Annotated in this window: 16 protein-coding genes and 1 pseudogene; 7 read left to right on the top strand and 10 right to left on the bottom strand. The window is 69.1% G+C overall.

Going from position 1 to position 14873, the window contains the following annotated elements; genetic code table 11:
• Positions 1-202, bottom strand: a 202-nt coding sequence (locus WBA11_RS07315; protein ID WP_424520043.1) for an LD-carboxypeptidase, incomplete at its 3' end; no start/stop codon positions are given.
• Positions 203-733: 531 nt separating this feature from the next.
• Between WBA11_RS07315 and WBA11_RS07310 the strand changes: the two genes are divergently transcribed.
• From WBA11_RS07310 to WBA11_RS07285, 6 genes and pseudogenes are all read left to right on the top strand, one after another.
• On the top strand, positions 734-2362 hold the full coding sequence (locus tag WBA11_RS07310) for a YncE family protein (RefSeq protein WP_424520042.1): 1629 nt from the start codon (positions 734-736) through the stop codon (positions 2360-2362).
• Between the two features lie 32 nt (positions 2363-2394).
• The gene (locus WBA11_RS07305; protein WP_424520041.1) at positions 2395-2652 is read left to right on the top strand and encodes a DUF4160 domain-containing protein; all 258 of its coding nucleotides are present in this window, start codon (positions 2395-2397) and stop codon (positions 2650-2652) included.
• A gap of 5 nt (positions 2653-2657) precedes the next feature.
• Positions 2658-2927, top strand: coding sequence for a DUF2442 domain-containing protein (locus tag WBA11_RS07300; protein WP_424520040.1), 270 nt, complete (start codon positions 2658-2660; stop codon positions 2925-2927).
• Between the two features lie 61 nt (positions 2928-2988).
• Complete coding sequence (locus tag WBA11_RS07295) at positions 2989-5130, top strand: T9SS type A sorting domain-containing protein (protein ID WP_424520039.1); 2142 nt, start codon at positions 2989-2991, stop codon at positions 5128-5130.
• 159 nt (positions 5131-5289) lie between these two features.
• Positions 5290-5493: pseudogene (locus WBA11_RS07290) on the top strand (DUF86 domain-containing protein); the annotation flags it as partial.
• The gene (locus tag WBA11_RS07285) at positions 5490-5804 is read left to right on the top strand and encodes a nucleotidyltransferase family protein (protein WP_424520038.1); all 315 of its coding nucleotides are present in this window, start codon (positions 5490-5492) and stop codon (positions 5802-5804) included. The pseudogene WBA11_RS07290 and the gene WBA11_RS07285, both read left to right, overlap by 4 nt.
• 16 nt (positions 5805-5820) lie before the next feature.
• Here the strand turns inward: WBA11_RS07285 and WBA11_RS07280 are convergent, their stop codons facing one another.
• Complete coding sequence (locus tag WBA11_RS07280; protein ID WP_424520037.1) at positions 5821-6237, bottom strand: LapA family protein; 417 nt, start codon at positions 6235-6237, stop codon at positions 5821-5823.
• A 108-nt stretch (positions 6238-6345) separates the two neighbouring features.
• Here WBA11_RS07280 and WBA11_RS07275 point away from each other — a divergent pair, with 108 nt between their 5' ends.
• The gene (locus WBA11_RS07275) at positions 6346-7530 is read left to right on the top strand and encodes a lipocalin-like domain-containing protein (RefSeq protein WP_424520036.1); all 1185 of its coding nucleotides are present in this window, start codon (positions 6346-6348) and stop codon (positions 7528-7530) included.
• Between the two features lie 141 nt (positions 7531-7671).
• Here the strand turns inward: WBA11_RS07275 and WBA11_RS07270 are convergent, their stop codons facing one another.
• The 8 genes from WBA11_RS07270 to WBA11_RS07235 form a co-directional block, all read right to left on the bottom strand.
• Entirely contained in the window at positions 7672-8916 is a 1245-nt protein-coding gene (locus tag WBA11_RS07270) for an alpha/beta hydrolase family protein (RefSeq protein ID WP_424520035.1), read from the bottom strand.
• 71 nt (positions 8917-8987) lie between these two features.
• Complete coding sequence (locus tag WBA11_RS07265) at positions 8988-9488, bottom strand: fasciclin domain-containing protein (RefSeq protein WP_424520034.1); 501 nt, start codon at positions 9486-9488, stop codon at positions 8988-8990.
• A 169-nt stretch (positions 9489-9657) separates the two neighbouring features.
• Positions 9658-10431, bottom strand: a complete 774-nt coding sequence (locus tag WBA11_RS07260; RefSeq protein WP_424520033.1) for a LytR/AlgR family response regulator transcription factor — start codon at positions 10429-10431, stop codon at positions 9658-9660.
• On the bottom strand, positions 10428-11582 hold the full coding sequence (locus WBA11_RS07255; protein ID WP_424520032.1) for a sensor histidine kinase: 1155 nt from the start codon (positions 11580-11582) through the stop codon (positions 10428-10430). The genes WBA11_RS07260 and WBA11_RS07255 overlap by 4 nt, the downstream gene beginning before the upstream one ends.
• 38 nt (positions 11583-11620) lie before the next feature.
• A complete protein-coding gene (locus tag WBA11_RS07250; protein ID WP_424520031.1) occupies positions 11621-11872 on the bottom strand; it encodes a hypothetical protein in 252 nt (83 codons plus the stop codon).
• Positions 11873-11976: 104 nt separating this feature from the next.
• Positions 11977-12513, bottom strand: a complete 537-nt coding sequence (idi, locus tag WBA11_RS07245; protein WP_424520030.1) for an isopentenyl-diphosphate Delta-isomerase — start codon at positions 12511-12513, stop codon at positions 11977-11979.
• A gap of 36 nt (positions 12514-12549) precedes the next feature.
• Positions 12550-13095 (bottom strand): hypothetical protein, encoded by a 546-nt coding sequence (locus tag WBA11_RS07240; protein WP_424520029.1) that lies wholly within the window; start codon positions 13093-13095, stop codon positions 12550-12552.
• A 149-nt stretch (positions 13096-13244) separates the two neighbouring features.
• A partial coding sequence (locus WBA11_RS07235; protein WP_424520028.1) for an amino acid permease occupies positions 13245-14873 on the bottom strand: 1629 nt, incomplete at its 5' end.

The following is a 14873-nucleotide window of genomic DNA, read 5'->3' as shown; positions in this document are numbered from 1 at the left end:
GCGCGGCGTTGAGCGCACGGGCGCGGTCCGCATCGGGGCCGGCGAGGTAGCCGAGCCGGCCGGGTTCGTAGACCTCGACCTCGAGGCCCCGGGCGCGTAGCGCGTCGATGCCGGCGTCCATGTCGGACCGGTCGAGCGCGGCGGAGGCCGGCGCCACGACGGCGACGCGGCTGGAACGAGTGATCGGGGCGGGAAGCGACACGCCGAAAGGTAGGACGCCCTCGAGGTCGCGTCGGCGGGAATGCGCCGTCCTCGAGGACGAACGAGATCAGCGCGGAGCCGTCCTCGAGGTCGCTCCGGGACTGCGCGGTACCCTGATGCGCGTCGAGATCCCTCGGCTGGCTGGCTGCGCCGTCGCTTCGCGGTCAGGATGACGTTGTTGGTGAGAAGGGAGAGTGGCAGCACGCTCACGTTGACCGCGCCGATCGTCGATGATCCGACCCCACCTACAACGTCATTCTGAGCGCAGCGCAGCGGAGTCGAAGAATCTCGACGCGCTACGTTTCGCTATGGTGCTCCGTTTGCCCTGGACGTTGCGCTGGGCATTCCACTGTGTCGCCCCTACCCGGAACCGACGCTTTCGCAAACCGCACTCGAGGTCAACACCCGTCCTCGAGGTCGGAAGTCTCGCCGAAACCGCACCGCTCCGTCAATCTGCACGCGCTCTCGCCGTTCCTTTCCCGAACCGGCCCGAGCGCCGGTGCGTTCGGTCCCCTGACTCTCCGCCTCGACCATGACTCGGCTTCTCACCCTCGCGTCCCTCGTGCTCGTCCTCGCGGCCTGCGACACCACCAAGTCGCTCGCGGACGACGGTTTCGACCCGGCCGGCGTCGACTACGACGCCCTCGACTCGTTCGACTACGACACGCACGTCCGCCCGCTCTTGGCCGCCCGCAACGTCCTGGCGCCGACGGCCGGCGGCACCGGGGACCCCGCCGACTACGACCTCGAGGACGTCGTCATGGCCGGCCCGAGCGGGTTCGTGGTTCCCTTCGATAGCCAAGGCAGCCTGATGCTCCGGTTCGTCAAGGACCTGCCGGCCTCGACCGAGATCCCGTTCCCGAACTTGCGCGACCTCGAGGACGACGAGGTCCGCTACCTCGAGCGCTGGATCGAGGACGGCGCCAAGGACGGCGAGAGGATCCCGTTCGCCGACGCCACCAACCTGCTGTTCGCCGGCGTCCAGGCCGAGAACCACGTCGCCATCATCGACGCCGAATCGCTGAGGCTGATCCGACGCATCTATTTCGACGACTTGGGCATCCCGAGTGCGCCCTACGGCCCGCACCACTTCACGTTCGAGATGGACGGGAGCGCCGCCTACGTCTCGCTCGTCTCCGCGGGCGTCGTCGCCAAGGTGAGCCTGGACATGAGCCTCGATCCGAGCGACCCGGCGTTCCTGCTCGGTCGGACCGAGGACGGCGTGTTCGCGACGCCCGGCATGATGTCGCTCGACCCGTCCACCAGCCGGATGTTCGTCGGCCGCTCGACGCTGTCCGACCCGCTCGCCAACGGGTTCGCCATCCTGAACCGCGAGACGATGGAGGTCGAGGTCATCGACACGCCGTTCAACGTCCCGCACGCGATGGCCGCCACCCCGGACGGTCGCTACGCCATCACCGCCGAGCTCACCGGCACGCAGTCGGCCTCGAGGGCGATGGTCTACGACGCCGAGTCCGGCGACGCCGCGTTGGTGGTCATCCCGACCGACGGCGAGCCGCGCGAGTTCATCCACTTCAGCATCCTGGGCGCGCACCACATGGGCGGCGGCCATAGCGGCCACTCCATGGCGACCTACCCGTACACCGTGACGCTGACCTCGAGGTCGACCGACGAGGTGCTGTTCATGACGTTGGCCGAGGACGGCACGCTGTCGTTCGACGGCGCGGCCCCGGCCGGCGACGGTCCGTACCACGCCCACGCCAACCACGACGGCTCAGCGCTTCTCATCCCGGACCAGCGCGGCGACGCGATCTCCATCCTCGATGCCGACACGCGGGCGATGCTTCGCTCGGTCGATGAGGCCGCTCCGGCTGGACCGCTGAGCCAGCCCCACAGCCCGGCGCCGGCCATGGACGGGTCGCAGTTTTTCGTCACCTCGTCCAACCTCAACGGCGCGTGGACGCCGGACTTCCTGTTCAACGACCCCGAAACGGGCGAGGCGCGAGGGGCCGAGGCGTTCGGCAACCTGGCCGCGTTCTCGCCGATGGGCGAGCTGCTCGGCGTCGTTCAACTCGGCGCCTATCCGTCCGGCTTGGAGCCGGTGATGCTGATGGGCAGCGGGATGGACCACGACGGGATGGATCATGGCGGCATGGACCACGAGGGCATGGACCACGGCAACATGACTCCTGAAGACTAGCCCTCGCCCCGGTAGCCGCTACCCGTTCTGTTTTGCCCACTGTCTCGCGCTTCTTCGGCATCGTGGTCTTTCTGAACTACCGCGACCACGCCCCGCCTCACTTCCACGCCCGCTACGGTGAGGACGAGGTGATCGTCGAGATCCGAGGCGGCGCCGTCACTGGAAAGATGTCAAAGCGAGCTCTACGACTCGTCCTCGAGTGGGCCAGCCTCCACGAAGACGATCTCATGCGAAACTGGGATCTCGCGAGAGCGAGTGAGCCTCTCGAGCAGATCGAACCGTTGACCTGATCGCCATGTCGTACCCATTCCTCCACGTCACCAACGTCCGCTACCTCGATGGCTATCGGCTCGTCGTCTCGTTTACAGATGGCACCGAACGGGAAGTCGACCTGAGCGACGCCCTCGAGGGCGAGGTGTTCGAGCCGTTGCGCGACGAAGCCATGTTTGCAAGCGCCTACGTCGACCCCGAAACACGGACGGTGTCGTGGTCTAACGGTGCCGACTTCGCCCCTGAGTTCCTAAGGCAGATCAGCCTCGAGGTCGCACCAGCCGACGCTCGTTGATCCGTCCTCGAGAGCCGTAAGGCCGGCGTAGCCCAACGTCCTCTCATTTTTTAGACCTCGAATGCGCTCGCTTCTTCTGCTTCTCGTCCTCGCCCCACTGTCAGCGGCTCAGTCGTTCACGCGCGACGCGACGCCGTTCCCCGTCCTCGAGGGCGGAGAAGCTGTCGACTTCCCATTCGCCGGGGGCTTCTTCGAGCCGCGACCCGCTCTCGTCGACATCGACGCGGACGGCGACGCGGACCTGATCGTCAACGTGGGCGGCGCCGGACTCCAGTTCTTCGAGCGCGTCGAGGACGAGTACGTCTGGCGGACCGACCGTCTGGGTGGCATCGAGCCCGGCAACTGGGCCACGTTCGGCGACCTCGATGGCGACGGCGACCTCGACCTGCTGGCGCGCGGGGCACCGGGGCGCGTCCGCTACTGGCGCAACACCGGGACGCCGCAGCAAGCCGCCTTCGAGGTCGGCGCCGAGCTCCTGCGCGATGTGGATGGCGAGCCGGTCAACATCGAGGACTCGTCGATCCCCGAGCTGGCCGACCTCGATGGCGACGGCGACCCGGACCTGTTCTCCGGCAAGGCCGACGTCGGGACGATCACGACGTACCAACACGTCGGGCTTAGGGACGGCGTGCCGGTCTTCGAGTTCGTGACCGACGAGTTCCAGGACATCGTGATCTACGAGGAGAACCCGCAGTGCCGCTCGCAGGGTGGTGCGGCGCCCAACCTGCCGTCTCCCAACGTGCCCGGCCGGGGATCCGGCAAGCACGGTGCGAACGCGATCGCCGTCGCCGACCTCGATGGAAACGGCGCGCCCGAGTTGTTTTGGGGCGACTTTTTCGCCCCGAGCTTGTTCTACTTCGACAACGTTGGAACGCCGACCGACCCGAACCTCGTCTTGGAGTCGGAGCGATTCCCGGTCGGCCAACCCCTGACGTCCGGCGGCTACAACGCCCCGACCTACGGCGACGTTGACTCCGACGGCGACCTCGACCTGGTCGTTGGCGTCCAGCGGGGGCTGTGCTTCCAAACCCAGACGGCCGTCGCCAACCTGATCGGGTTCGAGAACGTCGGCACGCCGACCGAGCCCGACCTGCGACTCGAGACCGACCGGCTGCTGTACGCCCTCGATTACGGCACCCGCTCGACCGTCGCCCTGGCCGACCTCGACGCCGACGGCGACCTCGACATGGTGCTCGCCAACGAGTCCAACCCCGACGACCCGACGCGTGCCAACCTGGCCCTCTACGAGAACGTCGGGACCGTGACCGAGCCGTCGTTCGTCCTCGAGGACGCCGACTGGCTCGAGCTGGCCTACGACTTCGGCGCCTACGCGCCTGCCTTCGGCGACCTGGACGGCGACGGCGACCTCGACCTGCTGGTCGGCGGGTTCAACGGCCGCTTCGCCTTCCTGCGCAACGTGGGCACGTCCTCGAGGCCGGAGTACGTCCGCGAGGACGACCGGTGGGGCGGGATCGACACGGGGCAGTACGGCCGGGCCACGCTCGGTGACCTCGATGGCGACGGCGACCTCGACGTGATCGGCGGGTCGTCGAACGGTCGCGTGGGCGTCTACCGGAACGTCGGGACGGCGAGGGAGCCGGCGTTTACGGTCGCGAGCAACGGCCGGCCGGACAGCACGGACTTGGCGTTCCGCGACCAGATCGGTCTGCCCGACGAGGTCGACGGCGACAGCGCCCCAGCCTTGGGCGACTTGGACGGCGACGGCGACCTCGACCTGCTGATCGGTACGGCCCGAGGCGAGATGCGCATCTTTGAGAACACCGGCACGCTCACCGCGCCCCGGTTCGTCGAGGCCGAGCCCATCGAGGCCGCCCGCCGCCGCACCACGCCGACGCTGGGCAACCTCGAGGGCGACGCCCGCCCCGAGATCATCGCCGGCACCTCGTCAGGCGGCTTCCTGTTCTGGTCCTCCGGCATGCCGACCTCGAGGCCGGCCGAGCCGTCCGGCGACGTGGGCTTGCGCGTCATCCCGAACCCGTCGACTGGCGCGGTCTCGTTCGAGTCGTCGGCCCGCGCCGGAACGGTCGTCGTGTTCGACGCTCGAGGCCGTCAGCTCGCGTCGGTCGCCCTCGAGGACGGACGGGCGCAGTGGAGCGGCCTCGAGTCCGTCGCGGGCGTCTACCTCGCGCAACTGCGGACACCGAGCCGCGTCGAGACGGTGCCGTTTACACGCGTCCGGTAGCGCCCTCGAGGACGGACCACGACCATTGTGAAAGAGCCCCGCTTCTACCTCGAGCACGTCTTGGAGCAAACGGCGTACCTGATCGAGACGTCGGAGGGGCTTGCGAAGGAAGCGTTCCTCGCTGACAAGACCTTGATCCTCGCGTAGGAGCGGAGTCTCTCGATCATTGGCGAGGCAGTCGGGCAGCTCAGCGACGAGTTCAAGTCGGCGTCCCCTTCTGTTCCGTGGAGGAAGATCCGAGGACTGCGCAACGTCGTGGCCCACGTTTACTGGGCGGTCGACTACGACATCATCTGGAACGTCGTCGTGGCCGATATTCCAGACCTCCACGCTCAGGTCGGCGCCCTCCTCGAGTCATCATGACATCACTCACCGACATTCGGGACACCCTCCGTGCTCAAGAGCCCGTTCTTCGACGGCTCGGTCTGCGATCGCTCGTCCTGTTCGGTTCTGCGGCCCGCGGCGAGGCCCATGGGTCGAGCGACCTGGACTTCCTCTACGAGTTCGACCCGGGCGCTGCGACTCTGGACCACCTCCTCGACCTCGAGGAGACACTGAGCTACGCGCTCGGCCGTGACGTCGACCTGGTCTCGAGAGTACACCTCAGCCCCATCCTCGAGCGCTACATCGGCTCGGACGTAGTGACGGTGTACGACGCTAAGGGCACCAACTAGCGGAGAGCGCCCGAGGTCACACCTTGGGCGGCGGCGTGGCCTGGACCGACTCCGTACGCCGGGCGACCTCGTCGGCCAACCTCTGCATCTCGTCGGCCTCCGTCGCGGGCGGAGTCGTCCTCGAGGCCGAGATCGGTGCCGAGGTGTTGAGCGCGCTGACGGCCTTGTCCTTCTTGACCTCTGTCGTGCCGAGTTGCTTCTCGATCTTGCGCGCCCGCATCGACGCGCCGACGCGGCCCGGGAGCGCGACGAGGTAGCCGAGCAAGAGACCGGCTCCGAACCACCCACCGATCATCCAGAGCACTGGGCCGGTCCAGTCGGCGTCGGTGAACGGAAGGGCGAGGCGGACCTCGTTGGTCAGGTTCGCGTCCTGCGTCGCGAGCAGAATGCCGATGACGCCGAGGATCAGGAGGAGGAGGAAGGCGAAGCGCATCTCGAAGAAAGGGGAGCGGAACGAAGTCTACGCCCTCGAGGACGATGAGTTGTCGGGCGGTTCTCGAGGACGAAGGTGGCGGATCAGGTCCGCCCTCGAGGGCGTCCCATGGTCTACCAAATTCTGATCGTCGTGGCTCTCCGTCTCCTGCTTCTCGCTCCGCTCGTGATCGCGCTCGCCGCGTGCGACGGGAGCCGCCAACCGGTCAGCGCGAGCGTGTCCGTCGCCGAGGCCATGTCGGGCGACACCGTCGGCTACGCGCGGGCGGACCGCGTCCGCGATTTCGTCTTCCCCGAGGACCACGGGCCGCACCCCGCCTTCAAGGCCGAGTGGTGGTACGTGACCGGCAACGTCCGCGCGACCGACGGCACGGACCGGCGGTTCGGGATCCAGTTCACCGTCTTCCGCTCGGCGCTCGCGCCGGACACGGTCGGAGCCCGGGAGTCGGGGTGGGGCGCGAACCAACTGTACATGGCCCACACGGCCATCGGCGACCTCGAGGCCGAGCGGTTCTACGACGAGGAGCGCTTTTCGAGAGGCGCGGCGGGGCTGGCCGGCGCGAGCTCCGATCCCGTCGCGGCATTCCTCGGCCCCGTCCGCCTGGAAGCCACCGGACCCGCCGACGGCCCCGTCCCGATCCGCCTCACCGGCTCTGCCGACGGCGCCGCGTTCGACCTCGAGGCCGAGCCCGTCAAGCCCATCGTGTTTCAGGGCGACCGAGGCCTAAGCCAGAAGGGCGCCGGCGAGGGCAACGCGAGCTACTACTACGCCCAGACGCGGATGGCGACGACGGGCACGATCACGATCGGCGGCGAGGCGATCCCCGTCGAGGGTCTGACGTGGCTCGACCGCGAGTGGTCGACGTCGGCGCTGAGTGAGAATCAAGTCGGGTGGGACTGGTTCGCGCTCCACCTCGACGACGGCCGCGACCTGATGCTGTACCAGCTCCGCCAGACCGACGGGACGAAGGACCCGCTCTCGAAGGGCTCGCTCGTTTTGGAGGACGGGACCAAGATCCACCTCGACTCGGGGATGTACTCCCTCGAGCCGCTCGCGACATGGTCGAGCCCCTTGGGCGGCGACTACCCGACGCGCTGGCGCCTGCGCGTGCCGGACCAGGGAATCGACCTCGAGGTCGAGGCCGCGTTCGACGAGCAGGAGCTCGACGCGACGGTCCGCTACTGGGAAGGCTCGGTCGTGGTCACGGGCTCCGCGGCGGGCGTCGGCTTCTTGGAGATGACCGGCTACGCCGACGGCCTCGAGGGCAACGCCCGCCCCACGCCGACGCTGTAAGACGACCGCTCGGGTTGGGGAAGAGGTACGGCTCTCTTTTGGAGCCGCGTTCTACTCGAGGCCGACTCGGCTTCGCGTCCAGTCCACGATGGTGGTGAACAGTCGTCCGGGGCGGCCCCAGACGCGCGTGTAGCGTTCGGGCTACGACCCGTCTCCGACCTCGCCACCTGGAATCCCAAGCGAGTGGTCCACGCCCTCGAGGACGAACAGCGTCAGGTCGAACCCGGCGCGTTGGGCAGCGGCCTCGAGGGCGGGCACGTGATCGCCCGGTGGGACGATCCAGTCGGCGGTGCCGTAGATGGCGAGAACCGGGACATGGAGCGCCTCGAGGGCGGCCGTGTTGTCGAAGCCGGGGCGCCGGGCGAAGTAGCGAAGCTGCTCGTCGTCCGGTCCCTCCGGTAGGTCGGCGAACTCGGCCCACGGAAGTGACCGGGCGTCCTCGACGAGTGGTGCCACCTCCGGCCACGACGCGACCTCGACGAGGCGTGTTTGATATGCAGTCGCTTCGGCGTAATCGGTGTCGGTGAACGCCTGGCCCGAGTCGCGCATGAGCTGGCGAACCGCCGCGGACTGCTGCTCGGCCAGGCTTCCGACCGGCCCAACGAGCGACACCCAGAACGCGACGTCGTCGCGGCCCTCGAGGGCGAGCGGCGTAACCCAGGCGCCAGCGCTGTTCGACAAGATGCCGACGGCGTCCGGCTGGACCGAGGGGTGCTCGGCTAAGACATCGAGGGCGGCTCGGACGTCTTGGACGCGCTCGGCGCCGGTCGTGAGTGAGTCGACGCCGGTCGAGACGCCGGTTCCTCGGGCGTCGTAGATGAACGCCGCGATGCCATTTCGAGCTATCATCGTGGCCCAACTCCCCATCTCGCCCCGGCCGTAGCCGTAGCCGCGACCGGGCACCATCAGCACGGTCGGGTGTGGGCCGCCGCCCGGCGGCACGACCAAGCTGCCGGCCAATGTGTCTCGGCCCGCGACGAACGTGACGTCCTCGAGGCCGAACGTCGGCAGGTCGTAGTCGAGGACTCGGGAGAGCGAGACGGTCGCCGTCGTGTCCCCACCGACGACCACGGTGCCGCGCAGCGTCCCGTCCTCGAGGTCGACGAGCAGTCGCATCTCGTCGCCGAAGAGTCCGGCAGAGAGAAAGCCGTCGGCCGGTCCGCCGGGCTCATAGGCGAACGGGAAGCCGAAGCGCGTGAACCCGTTGTAGGGCTGGGTGAGCACGACCTCGAGGGTGTCCGGGCGTGGGACCTCGACCTCGAGGTCGAACAGGCGGAGCGCTCCGCCGTCGTAGATCGCGGCGCCGGACCAACGGCCCGCGAGGTCCGGCGGCACCTGTGCGGCGGCGGCGGCGACGAAAGCAAGGCTGAGTAGAAAGGCGCGCATAAAGCAGGAGTGGCTACACAAAGGAAGGGCCGCCGGACGTCCGGCGGCCCCCGTTATGCTGGCGAGCGTGATCAGTGATGCGACGAGCGGCGCTGGCTGCTGGGTGCCGGCATCTCGCGCGGCATCAAGACGCGGTCGATGACGTGCACGATGCCGTTCGAGGCCTCGATGTCGGTCGCCACCAACTCCGCGCCGTCGATGCGGACGCCGATCGAGAGCGATTGGCCGTTGACGGTCTCGAGCTCGTCGATCCGTCCGATCTGACGAGCGGTGACGCGGCCGGGGACGACGTGGTAGGTCAAGATGGCCGTCAACTGGTCGCGGTTTTCAGGGCGGAGCAAGCTCTGGATCGCGTCGTCGCCCAGCCGAGCGAAGGCGGCGTTGGTGGGGGCGAAGACGGTGAAGGGACCGTCGCCCTGCAAGGTCTCGACCAGGCCGGCGGCCTGGACGGCGGCGACCAAGGTTCGAAAGTCGTCGCTGCCAGAGGCGACCTCGACGATGTCGCCGCGGTGCTGGGCGGAGGCCGCGAGCGGCAGGGCGACGAGGGCGAGGAGAAGGGTGCGCAAACGCATGGGTATAGGGGAGAGTGGAGAGAGCCCGGCGGTCGCCGGATGCACACTCTCAACGGAAGCTCTCGCCCTTTCCAGTCCTCTCAATCGGTGAGCGGTGGAGGCGCACGGCTCAACGGTGACGTGGTGCGACGAGCGACCTCGCGAGCCCAGTTTCGACCTCGAGGGCGAGCTAGGCCGCTCCGCCCAATCGGGCCTCGAGCTCTTTCCAGTAGCGCCGGCTCACGCGGAGCTCCGTCCCGTCTCGCAGCCGAAGCCGGGCGTCTCCGCTCGCCAGCGGCCGAACGTCGCGGACGCGGTCGACCTGGATCGCCGTCGAGCGGTGGACGCGGGCGAACCGACGACCATCGAGCCGCGCCACGACGCCGGACAGCGTCTCGCGCAGCAGGTGCGTCCTCGGCCCGACGTGCAGCGCGACGTAGTCGCCCGACGCCTCAATCCAGTCGATCGACTCGGCCTCGACGACGACGAGCTTCGTCCCCTCGCGCACCAGCAGCCGGTCCGCCGTCTCGAGGTCGCGTCCGTCGAGGAGGGCGCGGAGCCTGAGGGCGACGTCGCTGGCCGCATCGGCCTCGAGGGCGGGAGAACAGAACGTGCGCGCCCGGTCCAAGGCGCGGTGGAAGCGGGCGTCGTCGTACGGCTTGACCAGGTAGTCGACGGCGGCCGCGTCGAAGGCCTGGAGCGCGTGGTGGTCGAACGCCGTCACGAACACGGTCGTCGGCATGGCGTCCGGCCCGACGGCCTCGATGACGCCGAACCCGTCGAGGTGGGGCATCTGGACGTCTAGGAACACCAGGTCCGGCTGGTGCTCGCGGATCGTGTCGACCGCCTGTTGGCCGTCCGCGGCCTCCCACTCGAGGTCGACGCCCTCGACCGGGTCCAGGAGCAAGCGGACCGTGTCTCGGGCCAGCGGCTCGTCGTCGGCGACCAGGGCGCGCAACGTCATCGGGACAGGGGGAGCGTGACGCGGGCCGTCGTGCCGCCGTCGGCGTTGGCCTCGAGGTCGAGCGACGCGTCGTCGCCGTAGAGGGTCGCCAACCGCGCCTGCGTGTTCGCCAGTCCGACGCCGGTCCCGCTCGTGGTCGTCGCGCCCAGCCCCGGCCCGTCGTCCTCGACGGTCAACACCAGATCGCCCTCGAGGACGCGGGCGCCGACCTCGATGCGGGCGGGTCCCGAGTGGGCCGCGACGGCGTGCTTGATCGCGTTCTCGACGAGGGGCTGGAGGATCCAGGCCGGGACCATCATCTGACGCACATCCGATTCGACGTTCCAGTCCACCGTCAGCCGGTCTCCGACGCGGACGCCCTCGAGGGCGAGGTACCGCTCCAGAACGTCGAGTTCGCGCGAGAGCGGAACGATCGCGGTCCCGTCGGCCTCGAGGCTGGACCGGAGCAGGTCGCCGAGCTGGCCGATCATGGTCACGGCCTGGTCACCGTCGCCCTTGCGGACCGTCGCGCCGACGGCGTGGAGCGCGTTGAACAGGAAGTGCGGCCGGACCTGCATCTGGAGCGCTCGCAGCTCGGCGTTGGCCAGGTCGGCCTCGAGGGCGGCGTGTCGGCGCTCGCGGTCACGGGCGCGGCGCGACGCCATCACGACCCACGTGGCCGCGACGACCAGGGCGTACGAGACGACGTTGACGTGGAAGCGGAGCCCATAGTGCGTCTCGAACGTGCCCCACGTCCAGTCGCTCGGCAGCCCCGCAATGCGGAACGCCGCGACGTTGCCGATGGAGTGCGCCGCGAGCGCCAGTGTCGCCCCGATCGCGTGGACCGCGACGATCTGCCACGCGGGGGCTGTGCTCGGCCCGACCCTCGAGGCCAGAGCCACGACCGGTGGCGTGAGCGCGGCCCACAGCACCCAGTTGGGGAGAGTCGTCCAGAGCGCGGCTCGCCAGGCGACCGGCTCCCCAACGAGGGTTTGCTCGATCGAGATTTGGCCCAAGGCGATGGCGGCGGGGACGGCCCACAGCGCGATCACCGAGAGCACGGACCTCGCCAACGCCGGCCCGTCTTGAGGCGTCGGCCTCGAGGCCGCAGGCGGAGCGCGGAGTGCGCCGGTCGTACGGCTCTCGAGGAGAGGGGAGGCGGGAAGGGCCATGTCTCAAGATGGCCGCGCCGCCGCCCGAGCGCCAGTCCTTACGCCGCGTGCGGCGTGACGCGGACGTCGGTCAGGTCGCCGTGGATGTCGATGGCCTCCTCGAACCGGGCGCTGGCGGCGAGAACGCGTCGTGCCAACGCGTCAGGCTCTCCGGTGCGCCGGGCGATCACATCGAGGGCGAGGGCGACGAGGGAGAGCGGGACGAACAACGCCGCCGCGATGCCCGCCAGCCAGACCTTGGCGTTGTACGTGACGACATCGCTGACGAGGGTGGTTTCGGAGGCCGACATGGGGTGGGGTAGAGGGGTGGCGTCTCTACGGAGGCCTCGGCTACGTGTTACGCCGACTCGTCCTCGAGGACGGGAGCGAATGGCTGGTCCGAGTGCTCCCGTCTCTACTCGCCCTCGAGGCCGGCCGATTGCGCCGCGTCGTCGGCGAACAGGCGGAACCAGGGCGTGTACTGCTCGGGCCGTTCCTCGAGGTCGGCGCGGAGGTCGGCGGCTTCGATCCATTTCCAGCCGGAGACCTCGGCCTCGGCCGGGATCGGCTCGCCGTCGAACCGGCCGACGAAGACGTGGTCGAACTCGTGCTCCACCAGCGGCTCCGGCCCCTCGAGGTCGGCGCGGTAGACCTTGGCGAACGCGGGTTGCAAGAGGCAGCGGACGCCCATCTCTTCGTCGAGGCGTCGGCTCGCGGCGTCGGCAGGGGCTTCTCCAGGGCGCGGGTGCGTGCAGGCCGTGTTCGACCACAACCCGGGCGAGTGGTACTTGCCGTCGGCGCGGCGCTGAAGGAGCCACCGGCCCTGCTCGTCGAACAGGAACACGGAGACGGCGCGGTGCAGACGCCCGTCGCGGTGGACGGCCAGCTTTTCGGCGGTCCCGATCTCGCGGTCGGACTCGTCTACCAACACGACATGCTCGGTCATACTCATGGCATCAAGATCGGGTGGCCGCTAACAGTCTAGGCCTCAGGCGTTTCCCCATGCCACCCGAACGCGCTCGACGGCGATTCCATTGCCGGGCTCGTCCTCGAATCGGACATCGAGCGTGCCGTCGGCCTCGAGGCCGACCAAAACGGATGGGGGGATACGCACGACCTCGAGGGCAGCGCGTCGAGGACGAGATCCGAGCGCGCGTTGCAACGTCGCGGCGTGCGGCTGAAGACGCTCGTTCCAGCGTGCCCAGACAAAGTGGGTGTCGGGGAAGCGGCGGAGGAGGGAGGCCCACTTCTTCGGCGTTACCTTGCCGGCCTCGCCCCAGAAGGTCGGCTCGAGGTCGCCGTAGGCCAGGCCGCCGGGCGGCGGGGCGAGCGCGACCAGATCGGGCTTGAACGCGTCGCCGATTCGGACCTCGACCCGGAGGTCGGGGAAGTGGGGACGGTACAGGACCCACAATGCTGCCTTCATCAGGACGTGCTCGCGCGATTCGCCACGGTTCTTGGTGAGCACGAGCTTGGCGCCGTCCACGGGCGAGCGGACGGTGAGCGTGCGTCGGAGGCGGAGGTCGGAGGCCACGGTCGTGGTTCGCCCTCGAGGGCGCACGCGTTCCTCGTGCTCAAGGGCAGGTCCCGCGGCGGACGGGTTTACAGCCCAATCCAAGGCGATGCTGGACCGTCGTCCTCGAGGTCGGCCCTGGCCGTCGCCAGAGAGAGCCGTCCCCGCCGCTACTCCGTCTCGAGCGACGCCGAGCCGGGGTTGCCGTTGTGGACGAGCAGGACGGTCCCCACGAGCGTGACCAGCGTGTTCAGGCGCTCGCCGTACTCGGTGTCCTCGAGGTCGGGCCGCTGCAAGCCCAGGATGGTCAGGTCCGTGCCGGCGGCCTCCTTGTTGACGATCTCGTTGAACGCTCGGTCGCCTCGGACCACGATCTCGACGTCGGCCTCGACGCGGACGGCGTCGAGCAGCTTGACCGTGTCGGCGTGGACGCCCTCGACGGCCTCCCGGCGTCCGACGACGCGCAAGACGCGGAGCGCGGCGCCGTCCCAGTCGCGGTGCTGACGGACCAAGTGCGCGAGCAACAGCATCAGGTCGCCGTTGCCGCCCCGGCCGCCCCACCACACGTCGATCCGTCGGCGCTCGCCGAACCCGTGCGAGTCGTCCACGCGCAGGTACAGCACGGACTTGCCCAGGTCGGCCAAGTCGCGGAGGACGCCCAGCAGCATCGTCCGCCCGCCCGGCGTCCCGCTCCAGCCCATCATGACCGTGTTGGACTCGAGCCGGCCGATGCCGTGCGCTTGGGAGACGGCCACGGCGCCCGTCGCGAAGTTCTGCACGATCTGGGCCTCGGCGAAGGCCGTCATGCCGTGGTCCTGGATGTACGTGCGGATCCGCTCCTGGGCCTGCTCGCGCAAAGCCGGCTTGTTCGGGTCATCGACCTTGCCGGTGATGAGTTGGCTGAACGTGACCACGCCGCGCCCCAGGCTGAGCCATCCCGCCAGCGCCACCAGGCGCTCTCGGTTGTGGGGCTGGCCCGTGAACACCATCAGGTTCGGACGCCAGTTGCGGGCGTCGTCGTTGCCCCCGCCGCGCTCCAGTTTGAGGAGGGCGAACCGAGCGAGCGACGTCCAGACACCACTGCGGACGTCGCCCCACGTCCCGACCATCGCTCGCCTCCGCAGTCCGAAGTAGATCCCATAGGTGACCACGATGGCGGCGATGGTCGCCGGCGCGTTGATCAGGAACATGGCCCCGTAGCAGCCCAGCGCGCCGAGCGCCGGCACCAGCGCCGGGACGGCGAATCGAGGACGGAAGCTCGGGTTCGCGACCGCCTTCTCGATGGCGGCCACCAGGTTCACCATCCCGTACGTATTGAGGAAGAACATCGTGATGACCGGCGCGACCGCGTCGATGTCGCCCGCCCAGATCACGATCACTGCGACCACGCCCGTCAGCAGCACCGCTGCCCGAGGCTCGGTCTCGCTGCCCATCTGGCTCGACATCCAGCGCGGGACGACGCGATCGCTCGACACCGCCTGCAACGTCCGCGGCGCCGCGAGCACGCTCCCTAGGGCGCTCGACAACGTGCTCGCCGCCACGCCCGCCAGGATCAGCGCCGGGATCGCCGCGATCTCCGACATCGCGGACGTGTTGCCGATCAACTCCTCCGGCGTCAGATGCGTCGCAAACCAGATCGCCGCCAGGATGTAGACGACGGACGTGACCAGAATGGACGCGATGGTCCCTCGAGGGATGCTCTTCGACGGGTCCTTGAGGTCGCCCGACAGCGAGATCCCGACCTCGATGCCGGTCACCGCCGGGAAGAAGACGGCGAACACGGCCCAGAACGAGATCCC

The sequence above is a fragment of the Rubrivirga sp. genome (assembly GCF_049648075.1).
GTDB lineage: Bacteria > Bacteroidota > Rhodothermia > Rhodothermales > Rubricoccaceae > Rubrivirga.
Note: the sequence above shows the minus strand (reverse complement) of the source record. Positions and strands in the feature narration are given on the sequence as shown.

Bases quoted from the DNA above. Each gene is read 5' to 3' on its own strand.
- WBA11_RS07270 (WP_424520035.1), bottom strand. From the start codon at position 8,916: ATGCGCGCCTTTCTACTCAGCCTTGCTTTCGTCGCCGCCGCCGCCGCA.
- WBA11_RS07275 (WP_424520036.1), top strand. From the start codon at position 6,346: ATGGTCTACCAAATTCTGATCGTCGTGGCTCTCCGTCTCCTGCTTCTC.
- WBA11_RS07295 (WP_424520039.1), top strand. From the start codon at position 2,989: ATGCGCTCGCTTCTTCTGCTTCTCGTCCTCGCCCCACTGTCAGCGGCT.
- WBA11_RS07310 (WP_424520042.1), top strand. From the start codon at position 734: ATGACTCGGCTTCTCACCCTCGCGTCCCTCGTGCTCGTCCTCGCGGCC.
- WBA11_RS07265 (WP_424520034.1), bottom strand. From the start codon at position 9,488: ATGCGTTTGCGCACCCTTCTCCTCGCCCTCGTCGCCCTGCCGCTCGCG.
- WBA11_RS07285 (WP_424520038.1), top strand. From the start codon at position 5,490: ATGACATCACTCACCGACATTCGGGACACCCTCCGTGCTCAAGAGCCC.
- WBA11_RS07300 (WP_424520040.1), top strand. From the start codon at position 2,658: ATGTCGTACCCATTCCTCCACGTCACCAACGTCCGCTACCTCGATGGC.
- WBA11_RS07250 (WP_424520031.1), bottom strand. From the start codon at position 11,872: ATGTCGGCCTCCGAAACCACCCTCGTCAGCGATGTCGTCACGTACAAC.
- WBA11_RS07280 (WP_424520037.1), bottom strand. From the start codon at position 6,237: ATGCGCTTCGCCTTCCTCCTCCTCCTGATCCTCGGCGTCATCGGCATT.
- WBA11_RS07255 (WP_424520032.1), bottom strand. From the start codon at position 11,582: ATGGCCCTTCCCGCCTCCCCTCTCCTCGAGAGCCGTACGACCGGCGCA.
- WBA11_RS07260 (WP_424520033.1), bottom strand. From the start codon at position 10,431: ATGACGTTGCGCGCCCTGGTCGCCGACGACGAGCCGCTGGCCCGAGAC.
- idi (WP_424520030.1), bottom strand. From the start codon at position 12,513: ATGAGTATGACCGAGCATGTCGTGTTGGTAGACGAGTCCGACCGCGAG.